Source organism: Bacillus cereus group sp. MYBK139-1 (assembly GCF_051916915.1).
GTDB lineage: Bacteria > Bacillota > Bacilli > Bacillales > Bacillaceae_G > Bacillus_A > Bacillus_A pacificus.
This window is the reverse complement of record NZ_JBQAHO010000002.1, coordinates 538,448-552,461: the sequence shown is the minus strand read 5'-3', so window position 1 is coordinate 552,461 and position 14,014 is coordinate 538,448. Positions and strand designations below refer to the sequence as shown.

Here is a 14,014-nt window from a genome sequence, read left to right as displayed (position 1 = left end):
AAAAGCTTTGGAATGCAACTATACCACATACGGTAAAAAGATAATAGCACCAATTATAACGGCTATTATCGCAAACAACAAAACCGCTCCTGCTGCGACATCCTTTGCGACTTTCGCAAACGGATGTATATCAGCAGTCGCTAAATCTACTGTTTTTTCCACAGCCGTATTTACCATCTCTAAGCTCATTACAATTCCTATTACAATAAGTAATATCATCCACTCTACCTTCGTAATATGGAAATAAAAGCCGCAGCATATAACAATGACTGCGGCTACATAATGAATTTTCATATTTCGTTCATGACGAAGACAAAAGAATACACCTGCTATAGCATATCCAAAACTATCTATAAGTTTTCCTTTTTTCATCGTCCTAATCCAAATGCTTCTAAAATTTCTTTTTGTCTTCCAAACATTTCTTTTTCATCCTCTTCTGTCATGTGGTCATAACCAAGCAAATGTAAAAAGCCATGTAACGCTAAAAAGCCAAGTTCACGATCAAAAGAATGTCCATACTCTTCAGCTTGTTCTTTCGCTCTCGGAATAGAAATAATAAGGTCACCTAACATACGCGGCATTTCTGCGCCCACAATTTCCATTTCCCCTTCTCCCATTTCTTCCATGGCAAAGGAAATGACATCAGTAGGCTGATCTTTATCTCGGTAATCACGATTAATCTCGCGAATGCGTTCATTATCTACAAATGTCACTGATAACTCCGCACCATCCTCTATTTTTTCCATTTGAGCTGCTTTTCCTAATATCTCACGAATTAAATTCACATATTCTTCTTTCACTTCTTCTGTTTCATCAATGAAATCAATTAATAAACTCATTCTTTCTCCTTTTCTTCCGGTGGTTCCGGATATGTAATACGCGAATGGAAAATACCATTTAACGTTTCACATAACGTTTTTCCAACGATTTGTAGTTCCTTAAATGTCAAATCACATTCACTAAATTGCCCATCTTGCAGGCGATCTTTAATAATACTTTGTACTAAATTATTAATTTGCTCTGGCGTTGGGTGATTCATAGAACGTACCGCCGCCTCAACACTATCCGCAATACCAACGATTGCCGATTCTTTAGAAGTTGCTTTTGATCCCGGATATCGGAACATCTCTTCTGTATATTTTTCTTTATCTTCTTTAATCGCCTTATAATAAAAATATTTAAGAAGCGTTGTACCATGGTGTTGCCCAGCAATATCAATAATTTCTTGCGGAATATGGTATTCTTCGAGCATCTTTACTCCATCGGTTACATGAGCAATGATAATGTCTTTACTCGTCACAGGATCTAATTTATCATGTGGATTCTCAATTCCCATCTGGTTTTCAATAAAGAATTGCGGTTGTACTGTTTTTCCTACATCATGATAATACGCCCCTACACGCGCTAATACACCATTTGCTCCAACTGCTTCACAAGCTGCCTCAGAGAGATTCGCTACCATTACACTGTGATGATATGTTCCTGGCGCTTCTAATAAAATTCTACGCAAAAGCGGATGATTCGGACTTGATAATTCCATAAGCTTCATACTTGATACAATTCCAAGTCCACTTTCTAAATATGGTAATATCCCCATAGCCAAAACGGATGAGATAATTCCTGAAAGGGAAGCCATTAATAATTGCGTACCAATTTCAAGAGGTGAAAAATTCCCATTACGTAATAATAATAACGCCGCCAAGACGACTACATTTAAGATAGATACGAGTATACCAGCTTGTAAAATCATCGTACGACGATTTTTTTCTCTTAAGAAAATACTCACTGATAATGAACTTAATAACACATAAATACCCACACTATAATTCAGTGTACTTGTTACTCCTTCATTAAACATAATACTTCCGCACACAGAAAAAATCATACTTGTTAAAAATACAAATCGATCGCCAATCATTAGTTTTACAAGTATCGTTCCCATCGCAACTGGGACAACATACGCAATTCCTGCATATTCAAGCTTTTGAAACAAACTAATAATTTTCATTAAAACAATCGTGATAGACAAAATTGTAATATACGCTAAAATGTACGGTTTGTCTTCTCTTTTCCGCTGTAAAAATACTTCAAACTGTTTATGCATAAAGTATAGTAACACACCAATGAGCACCGCTAATCCAACATAAGGCTGAAAACTATTACCTTTTTCTAATAAACCGACTAATTTCAACTGATTATACATATCACTTGAAATTGTTTCACCTTCTCTAACAATAACTTGTCCTTGAAGAATATAAACAGGTGGAACTAAATCTTCTTCTGCTTTCTTCTTCTCTTTCGTTACAGCCGGATCATAGAAATAATTTGCTGTAATCGCATATGATCCTAGCGCATTCACAGCTTCTTTCAATCCGCTATTCACATTCAGGCTTTTCATTTCATTAACAAATCGCTCTTTCGCTGCCATTTCTTCGGACATTTTAATATTTCCACCCATGATAACGCTAACAGACGTTAAAGCCGCATTCTTCGCTAATTCTAATTGATCCGGTTCTGCATTAATAAAGTATAATAAATTCTCATCCGATAATTCCTTCGTTAAATTAGATGGCAACTTCTTCTTCAACTTTTCTAATTTATTCGCATCGGTCATCTTTTTTTGCTCTTCAGGTCCAGCAGCTTTCATCTCCTGAATTACTTCATTCACCTTAGCAAAAACATCATTTACAATATCTACTCTATTTTGTTTATATTCACTTCTATATGTATATTGATCCCCGACTTTTTGAGCGGCCTCTTGTTTTTTCCTTTCCGTTATAACCTTATCTTCAATTTTAATAGGAGAATGAATTGTTTTTTTCGCAATAGAATACATATCAACATCTAATTGCTCTGGTTTCACATTATTCATAAGTGCAAAAAACAGCACTGCCCCTAATAAAACGTAAGAAATCCAACTTAGTTTTTTCGAATGTTGTAAATTACGAAACCACTTAGAAATTTCTTGAGATCTTAACATGATTTCAATACCTTCTCCTCTCTAGAAATAAAGTGAAACTATTTATAGCTTTCATTTCTTCTAGCCAACGATACTTTTAGGTAACATTTTTATACACCAGTACCTATAGTTTATTTCTCTTATCTTTTATGATAGTAAAAAATATGCCGTTCGCCAACCTTAATACAAAAAGAAATGATCCTGACAAATAGGATCATTCCATTTTATCATATGCCTCAATAATACGTTGTACCAGTGGATGCCTTACAACGTCCGTTTGTTCTAACGTAATGAATGAAAGACCTGATACACCAGATAAAATGTTAGAGGCTAGCGTAAGCCCTGATTTTACCCCTTTTGGTAAGTCTACTTGTGAGGGATCCCCCGTAATAACCATTTTAGAACTAAAACCTAATCTTGTTAAAAACATTTTTATTTGTGCACCCGTTGTATTTTGCGCTTCATCTAAAATAACAAATGAATCATCGAGCGTACGTCCTCTCATATAAGCAAGAGGCGCGATTTCAATTACACCTCTCTCCATCATACGCTGCGTATATTCTTGTCCAAGAATATCGTGCAGAGCATCATACAATGGACGTAAATACGGATCTACCTTCTCTTTCAAATCACCTGGTAAAAATCCTAAACTTTCTCCAGCTTCTACAGCCGGTCTCGTTAAAATGATTTTCTTTACATACCCTTGTTTTAAAGCTCTTACAGCCATTACTACAGCTAAGTATGTTTTCCCAGTCCCGGCAGGTCCTATTCCAAATACAATATCATTTTTCTTCATTGCATGAATATATCTTCTTTGTCCCATCGTTTTTACACGAATGGATTTACCTTTTGCCGTTTTAAAGATTTCTTCTTCATATAACTCTTCAAATTGAGCAATTTTTCCTTGTTGTGCGAGCTGAATTGCATACGCAACATCTCTTTCTGTAATTGACACACCTTTTCGAATAACAACAAGTAATTGCTGTAAGATTTTTTCTACGAGTGTCACAGTTTCAACTGCTCCAGATACATGAACAGTTTCACCTCTAGTTACAATCGATACATTCAGTTCCCGTTCAATTACTTTCAAATGAGCATCATTAACTCCAAAAAGAGCGATTGCTTCGTTAGTATTTTCCAATTGTTGGTTCATTTCTACTAATTGTTCTGCCATTACTCAGTCTCCTTGAATATCGGATTCGGATATTGGTTGTGGCTCTGCAATATTTTCAATCACAGTATAATGCAAAGTGACTTTTAGTTGATCCGCCTCAACCTCTTTACTCAAAATCTTATCACTTACAATCATAGCATGTTCATCCAATTTTTTCTTTAGTTCTTTTTCAGCCATTTCTTTCGCTACTTTCATTGCCTGTTTTTCTGTATATTCTCGGTTCGCCTCTTCCTCTTCTCGCACTATATCTTTTTCATATGCAATCGGCAGTGTAAAACCAAATAATTTCACATCATGTTTTACACTTTCCGTACGGGAGCGTTTATACTTATCATGCTGAAATCCCCATATTTTTATTTTCGTACTCCCAAATGTAAGATAATGCTCATTATACGTATTACCAGTATATACTTGAAATTGCGTCTTGAGTGGTACATTCACCTCAGATGTGTACCACGTTTCTCCATATACGATACCTTTCGCCGAAACAATCGTTGGACTCTCCTCATTACCGTATATCCCTGATACGAGAAGCTGCCCTTTTTCTACATGATCATTTTTTAAAACGACTGGTTTTCCAACTTCAACAAATGTTTTTGTAACAATCGCTTCTTTTTTTGCCACTAAATTTTGCGGCCTTTGTTCTTTTTCTTTTTTTGGCTCATTTTTTTCAACAATTTTAAAATGGTACGTCGTTCCCCTTACTTCTAGTCCTGCCCAAGTAATCGCATTAATATTGTCCGTCAAATGACGTTGTACATCTTCTACACTAGGCATTTGGAATTGTAATTTTCCTTTTTTAATACCCATTTTGTCCAATTCTTTCATCAATATATATTCTGTTTCAGGTTTCGCTCCTGTAATTTCAATTTTCCAAACCATATTCGATAATGCAATCATACCAAAAAAGAAAATTAAAAACCCAATTAAGAATCCACTATTTTTAATTAGGCGCTTATTCCAAAAAGGAAAACCGTAACGCCCAATAAAATATAGTTTACACTCATTTTTTCTATAAATCGGCTTTATTTTTTTCACATCTCGTAATAGCATACAGAAGACTAACGTTTCATCGGCAATTTTCTTAACATCCCAAACTAATAATTTCCTACGCACACATTCATTAACGAACCGTTCCGCTCCTCTACCTTCAATTCGTACCTTTACATATCCAAGCCACTTTATAAACCATTTATTTTTCATCTACTACCTTCACTACCTTTCCAAAAGTAGACACACTACTTTTCACTTTAATTAGTAAAATAGCTCGTACGAAAATGAAATAAAGAGTTTTATTTTCCATAAATAGCGGGATAAACTACATAGTAGGGGCGAATCATTAGAATAAAGAAGAAAAACTTCACATACGGAAGTTTCCCTTACTTCTCTTTCTGTTCGTCTTCTAAAAATGTCACTTGCTCAATTATCCCTTCAAGCAAAAGTTCTTCCGGAAGGATTGTTTTAATAACAAAGGACTGCCCCTTAATTAATAACTGACCATGCTTTAACAACAATCTTACTTCTTTATCTGAAAACACTAATAAACCTCGATGATTTTCTATATAGATATGCACTTGCCCAACAAGCGTGATCCGAGGTAGATCCATTAGCACATCCACTGGCAGGTCTATTTGCTTCGTTAACCAATTCTTCATTTGTTCTAATTTTTTCATCCCAAAAGACCCCCTCTCATCCCATATGTATGAAAAAAGAGCTTGTAATATCACGTCCAAACTGAAAAAAAGCATAAAAAAACGTCTCATACGAAATGAGACGTTTTTTTATGCTAATAGCTGGATAACCAACTTATTCACAAGCGATCCATCTGTTTTACCTTTTACTTTCGGCATAACAGCAGTCATCACCTTACCCATATCTGCTTTAGAAGTCGCACCAACTTCAGAAATAACTTGCTTGATTATATCAACTAGCTCTTCTTCCGTTAGTTGCTTCGGCAAATATGCGCTTAAAATCTGAATTTCACTTTGCAGTTTATTAACAAGGTCTTCACGACCAGCTTTTTTAAATTCAAGGAGGGAGTCCTTATGCTGTTTTACTTCACGAGCTAAAACTGTTAGTTCCTCTTCTTCAGTAAGAGTATGCTGTAGTTTAATACCTTCATTTTGTAAAGCAGCCTTAACCATACGAATGACGGTTAATTTTTCTTTTTGTTTATTCTTCATCGCTTGTTTCATATCATCGTTTAAACGACCGAGAAGACTCATAACTTACACCCTCTCTTAGAATTTACGCTTTCTTGCCGCTTCAGATTTCTTCTTACGTTTTACACTTGGTTTTTCATAAAACTCGCGCTTTCTTGCTTCAGCAAGTGTACCAGTTTTAGAAACCGATCTTTTAAAACGGCGAAGTGCATCCTCCAAAGACTCGTTTTTACGAACGACTGTTTTTGACATTCTCTTTCCCTCCCTCCGAAACATCACACTTACATACTAACTTCAGCATGCAAAAAGAAACACTTCTTCAGCATGTCTTTTACGATTATAATACATTTTATCACTTCAGGTCAACTATTTGGCAGAATAAAAGAAGAATAGATGCTCTTCCTTTTTCAAAAACTATGCAGATAGCTGTTATCCTTTCCCCTGAAGGCAACTATATTTTTGTCATTACACCTTTTTTCATGCAGGAACGTACGAAACAACTACTCATTTCATACATTTTCAGTACTTAACTTCTCCACTAAAAAAGAAAGCATGCAAATCGTTTCCGTTTGCATGCTTTCTTATCCCGATTGGTGCGGGCTAATAATGAACGGGGAATGAATCCCACGCTCATTAAAGTTTCACTTTATGCGCTTGCTGATTCCTTTTTCACATCATCTTCAAGGACACGAACAAATTGCGCTTCGTTATATGGATAACCAGCTTTTGTGATTTTTACTTTCACTAGTTTACCAATTAATTCTTCTGATCCTTCAAATACAATTTTCAAGTAGTTATCTGTATAACCTACATATAGGCCTTCACGGTCGCCCTCTTTAAATTGTTCTTCTGGAATAATTTCAAGTACTTCTCCTTCAAACTGTGATGCATACTCTTTCGCTAATTGATTTGATAGTTCAATTAAACGGTGAACACGATCATTCTTCACATCTTCAGGAACTTGATCTTCCATACGCGCTGCAGGTGTTCCTGTACGTTTTGAGTACGGGAATACGTGCAACTCAGAGAAGCGATTCTCTTTAATGAAATTGTATGTTTCCATGAATTCTTCTTCTGTTTCACCTGGGAAACCAACGATTACGTCTGATGTAATCGCAAGACCTGGTAACGCTTCTTTCAAACGATCTAAGCGCTCTTGGAAAAATTCCATCGTATACTTACGACGCATACGCTTTAATACAGTATTAGATCCAGATTGCAATGGAATGTGTAAGTGACGTACAACTACTTCAGACTTATCTAACACTTCAATTACTTCATCTGAAATCTGACTCGCTTCAATAGAAGAAATACGAAGACGTTTTAATCCGTCTACTTCCGCTTCCATATCACGAAGTAATCCAGCTAAGTTATAATCTTTAATATCTTCACCGTACCCACCTGTATGAATACCCGTTAATACGATTTCCTTATAGCCTGCATCTACTAATTGCTGCGCTTGTTTAATAACTTCTTTCCCATCGCGAGAGCGCATTAAACCACGCGCCCAAGGAATAATACAGAATGTACAGAAGTTATTACAACCTTCTTGTATTTTTAAAGATGCACGTGTACGGTCCGTGAAGTAAGGTACATCAAGTTCTTCATATACACGTGTTTTCATAATGTTACGCACAGCATTAATTGGCTGACGCTCTTTACGGAATTCTTCGATGTATCCTAACATCTTTTCACGATCTTGTGTACCAACTACAATATCTACACCTGGAATCGCCATAATTTCCGCTGGAGATGTTTGTGCATAACATCCTGTTACACAAATAACCGCATCTGGGTTTTGACGAACAGCACGTCTAATAACTTGACGACTTTTCTTATCCCCCGTATTCGTTACTGTACATGTATTAATAACATATACATCAGCTTTTTTTTCATATTCAGTTCTTTCATATCCACCTTGTTTAAACAATTGCCAAATGGCTTCTGTTTCATAGTGGTTTACTTTACAACCTAACGTATGGAACGCAACAGTTGACATTGATCATCACCCCATCAATTCAAAATGATACGAAGCAGCACTTAACGCGTATAACGGCGCCGTTTCTGTTCTTAAAATTCTTGGTCCTAAACTACATGGTACAAATTTATGTTCACGAAGCGCTGTAATCTCTTCCTCAGCCAAACCGCCTTCTGGGCCAAATACAATCAATAACTTTTGACCTGGTTTCATCATCGTTAAAGCTTTCGCAAAATTAGATTTCTCGCCTTGTTTCGCTTCCTCTTCGTAAGCAACAAGGCAAACATCATACTCACCACTCATTGACAGCAATTGTTTAAACGATGCTGGGGCGTGTACTTCTGGAATTTCACTTCTATGTGATTGTTCCGCAGCTTCTTTCACAATTTTTCTTAAACGCTCAACTTTTTTATCAGCTTTTTTTGCATCCCATTTTACGATAGAGCGAGATGCTTGAAATGGTAAGAATGCAGCTGCCCCAAGCTCAGTTCCTTTTTGAAAAATTAACTCTAGCTTGTCTCCTTTCGGCAGTCCACTTGCAATCGTCACGAAAACAGGAAGTTCACTTGACGCCTCTACCCATTCTACAATAGCCGTATTAATAAATTCACTGGTAATTTCATCAATTGAACATACGGCTGTTTTTCCGTTTACACAGCAATAAATGTGATCTCCAGCTGACATACGCATTACTCTTGCGATATGATGGACGTCATCACCTACAATGCGAATACTTGTCTCATTTACATATTTCTCTTCTACAAAATAACGTTGCATATAATCACCTTAGTAGAGTTTCGTTCCTTTCGTAAGCCAATACTTACGAAAAGAACGAAACGTTATCATTTTTCATATAACAAACGGCAAGTCCCTCACCTTATAGTGAGAGACTCCCCTTTTCATTATAGACTAAAATCTATATTACGCATTTCGTGCAATAATTGCTACCCAATCTTCCATTCGTAACACTTCTTCAATTGTAAATCCAGCTTTTTCTAACGCTTCAGAAATTACTTTTTCCTTCGCAGCAATAATGCCCGATGTAATAAATAATCCGCCTGACTTCACAACTCTCGCTGCATCTTCAGGGAATAATAGAATAATTTCTGCTAATAAGTTAGCTACGATTAAATCAACAGGACCTTCAATACCTTCTAAAAGACTATTTTGTCCAACAGATACAATACCATCTGTTTTATTTAAACGTACATTCATTTCTGCACTTTCAACCGCAACCGGATCTAAATCATATGCTTGAACAGAAGACGCACCTAATTTTGCTGCTGCAATACTCAGTACACCAGAACCTGTTCCTACATCAATGATAGTATCACCTTGCTGTACTGTTTTTTCTAAAGCACGGATACACATCGTTGTTGTCGGATGAGTTCCCGTTCCAAATGCCATACCTGGATCTAATTCAATAATTTTTTCTTCCGGAGAAGATGGTGTATATTCTTCCCAAGTCGGCACAATTGTGAATGTATCAGAAATTTGTACTGGATGGTAATATTTTTTCCAAGCAGTAGCCCAATCTTCTTCATTGACTTCGTTAACGGTAATATTTCCAGTACCAATTTCGATGTCGTAAGATGGAAGCACATCAATAGATGATTTTACACCTGCAATTGTTTCATGTAAAGAATCCGTTTGCGGGAAATATGCTTTTATTAATACACCTTCCGCCGGATACTCATCTGGGTTCAATGCATAAATTTCACCATATTGTTGCTCGCGCTCTTTCGTCAACTCTGCCGGATCCTCAATCGCAACTCCACTAGCACCAGCTTCATGTAAAATATGAGAGACAGCTTCTACTGCTTCTTCTGTTGTATGAATACTAATTTCTGACCATTTCACAATTTACCAACTCCATTTTTTATTTCCATTATTCCCCTTTGAAAGCACGTTTAAGCTTTCCGAATAAACTATCATCCTGCTCTTCTTGTCCCGCAAATTCACGCAATAAATCTTTTTGATGTGAAGTTAATTTCGTCGGTACAACAACACGAACGACTACATATTGATCTCCTTGACCATATCCACGTACGTTCGGAGCACCTTTCCCTTTTAAGCGGAATTCTGTTCCTGTTTGTGTGCCTGCTGGAATTTTCAGCTTCACTTTCCCATGAACAGTAGGAACTTCCACTTCAGCACCAAGTGCCATTTGCGCGAATGTTAATGGCATTTCGCAAATAATGTGATCTCCTTCACGTTCAAAGAATTCATGATCTCTTACATGAACAACAACATATAAATCTCCTGCCGGTCCGCCATTTACGCCCGCTTCACCTTTTCCAGATACACGGATTTGTTGACCATTATCGATACCTGCTGGAATTTTAACGTTGATTTTTTTACGTTTACGTACTTTACCAGAACCGTGGCATGTCGTACATTTTTCTTTAATCATTTGACCAGTTCCTGAACAATGACCACAAGCTTGACGGTTTACGATACGACCAAATGGTGTATTTTGTTCTACACTTACTTGCCCTGATCCTGAGCAATGTTTACATGTTTCTTTTGAAGTTCCTGGTTTTGCCCCGCTACCTTTACAAGTATCACATGGATCTTCTACCGGAATCTCGACATTTAATTCTTTACCAAAAATCGCTTCTTCAAAATCTAAAGTGACTTGATATTGTAAGTCAGCACCTTGGCGCGGAGCATTTGGATCACGACGTCTGCCGCCACCGCCGCCAAAGAATGAACTAAAGATATCTTCAAAACCGAAGCCACCGCCGAAGTCTCCTCCGCCGCCAAAGCCACCGAAGCCTTGATTAGCACCAGCATGACCAAATTGATCATATTGCGCACGCTTTTGATCGTCGCTTAATACTTCGTATGCTTCTTGTACTTCTTTAAACTTTTCAATTGCATTTTCTTCTTTACTTACGTCTGGATGGTATTTTTTAGCCAAACGACGATACGCTTTTTTAATTTCATCTTTTGAAGCACCCTTGCTAAGTCCAAGGACCTCATAATAATCTCGTTTACTCATAAATTTACAACCCCCGAATCTTTCACATAAACGTAATTTTAACACCGAAAGAAAGTGCTTTGCAACAAAGTTTCCTCACTTACAGTATGCAAAGTTAAAAACTTAAGACCCTCACACATTCCTTCTCATTCGTGAAAAAAGCCAAAGCCAAGGCACGCTTGACTTTGACTTTTTGTCATCTTACTTATTATGTTTAAAGTTGAATTACTTATCTTCTTTTACTTCTTCAAACTCAGCGTCTACTACATTGTCTTTCTTCGCGCCAGCATCTTGTGCTCCTTGTGCACCTTCTGCTTGCCCTGCAGCTGCTTGAGCTTGCTCGTATAATTTAACAGTTAATTGTTGTACGATTTCTTGTAAAGCATCTTTTTTCGCACGGATTTCCTCAAGCTCGTTCTTCTCAATCGCAGCTTGTAATGCTTCTTTCGCTTCTGTTGCTTTTGCAACTTCAGCCGCATCCACTTTACCTTCTAAATCTTTTACAACTTTATCAGTTTGGAATACAAGTTGGTCAGCTTCGTTACGAAGTTCAACTTCTTCCTTACGTTTTTGGTCAGCGTCAGCATTTGCTTCTGCTTCTTGTACCATACGCTCTACCTCTTCATCAGAAAGACCTGAAGAAGATTGGATTGTAATAGCTTGCTCTTTGCTTGTTCCTAAATCTTTCGCACGTACGTTAACAATACCGTTTGCATCAATATCGAATGTTACTTCGATTTGTGGAATACCACGCGGTGCCGGTGGAAGGTCTGTTAATTGGAAACGACCTAACGTTTTGTTGTCAGCTGACATTGGACGCTCACCTTGTAATACGTGAATATCTACTGCTGGTTGGTTATCAGCAGCTGTTGAGAATACTTGTGACTTACTTGTTGGAATTGTAGTGTTACGCTCGATTAATTTCGTGAATACGCCACCCATAGTTTCAATACCTAAAGAAAGTGGAGTTACGTCTAATAATAGTACGCCTTCTACATCACCAGTAAGTACGCCACCTTGAACTGCAGCACCTAATGCTACAACTTCATCCGGGTTTACACCTTTATATGGTTCTTTACCAGTTTCACGTTTAATAGCTTCTTGTACAGCTGGGATACGAGTAGATCCACCAACAAGGATAACTTTATCTAATTCACTTGGAGCAAAACCAGCGTCTTTTAATGCACGGCGAGTTGGCTCTAATGTTCTTTCAACAAGACCTGCTGAAAGCTCTTCGAATTTCGCTCTTGTTAATGTTAATTCTAAGTGTAATGGACCAGCAGCTCCAGCACTAATGAATGGTAATGAAATTTGTGTTTGTGTTACACCAGAAAGATCTTTTTTCGCTTTTTCAGCTGCATCTTTCAGACGTTGAAGTGCCATTTTATCTTGGCTTAAATCAATGTTATTTTCTTTTTTGAACTCAGCTACTAAGTGGTCAATAATAACTTGGTCAAAGTCATCTCCACCAAGACGGTTGTCACCAGCAGTTGAAATAACTTCGAATGTTCCGTCTGCTAACTCAAGGATAGATACGTCAAATGTACCGCCACCTAAGTCATATACTAAGATTTTTTGCTCTTCATCTTGTTTCTCTAAACCGTAAGCAAGCGCTGCTGCTGTTGGTTCGTTAATGATACGCTCAACTTCTAAACCAGCGATACGACCAGCATCTTTCGTTGCTTGACGTTCTGCATCGTTGAAGTATGCAGGTACTGTAATAACAGCTTTCGTTACTGTTTCACCTAAGTATGCTTCAGCAGAAGCTTTTAGGTTTTGTAAAATGATTGCAGAAATTTCTTGAGGTGTATAATCTTTACCTTCAACTTCTACTTTGTAGTCTGTACCCATATGACGTTTAACAGACATGATTGTATTTGGGTTTGTAATTGCTTGACGCTTTGCAACTTCCCCAACTTGACGCTCTTCATTTTTGAAAGCTACAACAGAAGGTGTTGTACGGTTTCCTTCTGGATTTGGGATAACCTTTGGCTCTCCACCTTCCATAACAGCTACACAAGAGTTTGTTGTACCTAAGTCAATACCGATAATTTTACTCATGGCGAATCCTCCTACTTTTATGTAAATTATTGATTTACTTTTACCATTGATGGGCGAATCACACGGTCTTTTAGTTTATAACCTTTTTGGAATTCTTCAACTACCGCATTTGATTCAAATTCACTGTCTTCCACTTGCATAATAGCTTGGTGTTCATTAGGATCAAACTGTTTACCAACAGCTTCAATCACTTCAACACCTTCTTTATTCAACGCTTCTAGCAATTGACGATGCACCATTTCCATACCTTGTAACAAGGATTTCGTTTGCTCATCAGTTGCTTCCACTTGCATCGCTCTTTCAAAATTATCAAGAGCTGGCAAAATATCTGAAACTAGACTTTGTGCTCTATATTTTTCAGCAGCCTGTTTATCCATTTGGACACGGCGCTTATAATTTTCAAAATCAGCTTGTAGACGTAATGTGCGACCTTCCGTTTCCGTTAGTTTCGCTTGTAACTCATCTACTTTTTCTTGTAAAAGAGCAGCCTCACTTTTTTCTTCTACAGTTTCTGCACTGTTTTCTGGCGTGACAGCTTCTTCAACTTGCGCTTCTTTTACTTCTTCTACCACTTGTTCGTTACGCTCTTCCACAATATTCACCTCCTTAAAAGGTATTAGGTACTATGTTAAACACAATTACCTAAGCATTATATATTACACACAGCAATGAAAAGTTCATCACTTGAGCGAATGTA

The 14,014-nt window shown here is 37.3% G+C and carries 14 protein-coding genes; all 14 read right to left on the bottom strand.

What is annotated here, in order from left to right; genetic code table 11:
* Nucleotides 1-18 precede the first annotated feature (18 nt).
* Nucleotides 19-372 (bottom strand): diacylglycerol kinase family protein, encoded by a 354-nt coding sequence (locus ACTFRS_RS13970; RefSeq protein ID WP_000715476.1) that lies wholly within the window; start codon nt 370-372, stop codon nt 19-21.
* Nucleotides 369-839, bottom strand: a complete 471-nt coding sequence (gene ybeY / locus ACTFRS_RS13965; RefSeq protein WP_000054691.1) for an rRNA maturation RNase YbeY — start codon at nt 837-839, stop codon at nt 369-371. The genes ACTFRS_RS13970 and ybeY overlap by 4 nt, the downstream gene beginning before the upstream one ends.
* Nucleotides 836-2,980 carry an HD family phosphohydrolase gene (locus ACTFRS_RS13960; protein ID WP_016718495.1) on the bottom strand — a complete coding sequence of 715 codons (2,145 nt, stop codon included), beginning with the start codon at nt 2,978-2,980 and terminating at the stop codon, nt 836-838. Before ACTFRS_RS13960 ends, ybeY begins: the two co-directional genes overlap by 4 nt.
* Before the next feature lie 193 nt (nt 2,981-3,173).
* Complete coding sequence (locus ACTFRS_RS13955; protein WP_139866633.1) at nt 3,174-4,133, bottom strand: PhoH family protein; 960 nt, start codon at nt 4,131-4,133, stop codon at nt 3,174-3,176.
* A 3-nt stretch (nt 4,134-4,136) separates the two neighbouring features.
* Nucleotides 4,137-5,336, bottom strand: a complete 1,200-nt coding sequence (yqfD, locus tag ACTFRS_RS13950; RefSeq protein WP_000792484.1) for a sporulation protein YqfD — start codon at nt 5,334-5,336, stop codon at nt 4,137-4,139.
* A 176-nt stretch (nt 5,337-5,512) separates the two neighbouring features.
* Nucleotides 5,513-5,806: a sporulation protein YqfC gene (yqfC, locus tag ACTFRS_RS13945; RefSeq protein ID WP_000732266.1), complete on the bottom strand. Its 294-nt coding sequence runs from the start codon at nt 5,804-5,806 to the stop codon at nt 5,513-5,515.
* A gap of 108 nt (nt 5,807-5,914) precedes the next feature.
* The gene (locus tag ACTFRS_RS13940) at nt 5,915-6,358 is read right to left on the bottom strand and encodes a GatB/YqeY domain-containing protein (protein ID WP_139866629.1); all 444 of its coding nucleotides are present in this window, start codon (nt 6,356-6,358) and stop codon (nt 5,915-5,917) included.
* Between the two features lie 15 nt (nt 6,359-6,373).
* Nucleotides 6,374-6,547: a 30S ribosomal protein S21 gene (gene rpsU / locus ACTFRS_RS13935; RefSeq protein ID WP_000048061.1), complete on the bottom strand. Its 174-nt coding sequence runs from the start codon at nt 6,545-6,547 to the stop codon at nt 6,374-6,376.
* A gap of 394 nt (nt 6,548-6,941) precedes the next feature.
* On the bottom strand, nt 6,942-8,294 hold the full coding sequence (gene mtaB, locus ACTFRS_RS13930; RefSeq protein ID WP_000108677.1) for a tRNA (N(6)-L-threonylcarbamoyladenosine(37)-C(2))-methylthiotransferase MtaB: 1,353 nt from the start codon (nt 8,292-8,294) through the stop codon (nt 6,942-6,944).
* 6 nt (nt 8,295-8,300) lie between these two features.
* A complete protein-coding gene (locus tag ACTFRS_RS13925; RefSeq protein WP_001190157.1) occupies nt 8,301-9,050 on the bottom strand; it encodes a 16S rRNA (uracil(1498)-N(3))-methyltransferase in 750 nt (249 codons plus the stop codon).
* 144 nt (nt 9,051-9,194) lie between these two features.
* The gene (prmA, locus tag ACTFRS_RS13920) at nt 9,195-10,133 is read right to left on the bottom strand and encodes a 50S ribosomal protein L11 methyltransferase (RefSeq protein WP_439195084.1); all 939 of its coding nucleotides are present in this window, start codon (nt 10,131-10,133) and stop codon (nt 9,195-9,197) included.
* Nucleotides 10,134-10,161: 28 nt separating this feature from the next.
* Entirely contained in the window at nt 10,162-11,277 is a 1,116-nt protein-coding gene (gene dnaJ / locus ACTFRS_RS13915) for a chaperone protein DnaJ (RefSeq protein ID WP_071757255.1), read from the bottom strand.
* A 204-nt stretch (nt 11,278-11,481) separates the two neighbouring features.
* Nucleotides 11,482-13,317, bottom strand: coding sequence for a chaperone protein DnaK (gene dnaK, locus ACTFRS_RS13910; protein WP_000034700.1), 1,836 nt, complete (start codon nt 13,315-13,317; stop codon nt 11,482-11,484).
* A 26-nt stretch (nt 13,318-13,343) separates the two neighbouring features.
* On the bottom strand, nt 13,344-13,910 hold the full coding sequence (gene grpE / locus ACTFRS_RS13905; RefSeq protein WP_048550889.1) for a nucleotide exchange factor GrpE: 567 nt from the start codon (nt 13,908-13,910) through the stop codon (nt 13,344-13,346).
* Between the last annotated feature and the right edge of the window lie 104 nt (nt 13,911-14,014).

Bases quoted from the DNA above. Each gene is read 5' to 3' on its own strand.
- ACTFRS_RS13970 (WP_000715476.1), bottom strand. From the start codon at position 372: ATGAAAAAAGGAAAACTTATAGATAGTTTTGGATATGCTATAGCAGGT.
- ybeY (WP_000054691.1), bottom strand. From the start codon at position 839: ATGAGTTTATTAATTGATTTCATTGATGAAACAGAAGAAGTGAAAGAA.
- ACTFRS_RS13960 (WP_016718495.1), bottom strand. From the start codon at position 2,980: ATGTTAAGATCTCAAGAAATTTCTAAGTGGTTTCGTAATTTACAACAT.
- ACTFRS_RS13955 (WP_139866633.1), bottom strand. From the start codon at position 4,133: ATGGCAGAACAATTAGTAGAAATGAACCAACAATTGGAAAATACTAAC.
- yqfD (WP_000792484.1), bottom strand. From the start codon at position 5,336: ATGAAAAATAAATGGTTTATAAAGTGGCTTGGATATGTAAAGGTACGA.
- yqfC (WP_000732266.1), bottom strand. From the start codon at position 5,806: ATGAAAAAATTAGAACAAATGAAGAATTGGTTAACGAAGCAAATAGAC.
- ACTFRS_RS13940 (WP_139866629.1), bottom strand. From the start codon at position 6,358: ATGAGTCTTCTCGGTCGTTTAAACGATGATATGAAACAAGCGATGAAG.
- rpsU (WP_000048061.1), bottom strand. From the start codon at position 6,547: ATGTCAAAAACAGTCGTTCGTAAAAACGAGTCTTTGGAGGATGCACTT.
- mtaB (WP_000108677.1), bottom strand. From the start codon at position 8,294: ATGTCAACTGTTGCGTTCCATACGTTAGGTTGTAAAGTAAACCACTAT.
- ACTFRS_RS13925 (WP_001190157.1), bottom strand. From the start codon at position 9,050: ATGCAACGTTATTTTGTAGAAGAGAAATATGTAAATGAGACAAGTATT.
- dnaJ (WP_071757255.1), bottom strand. From the start codon at position 11,277: ATGAGTAAACGAGATTATTATGAGGTCCTTGGACTTAGCAAGGGTGCT.
- dnaK (WP_000034700.1), bottom strand. From the start codon at position 13,317: ATGAGTAAAATTATCGGTATTGACTTAGGTACAACAAACTCTTGTGTA.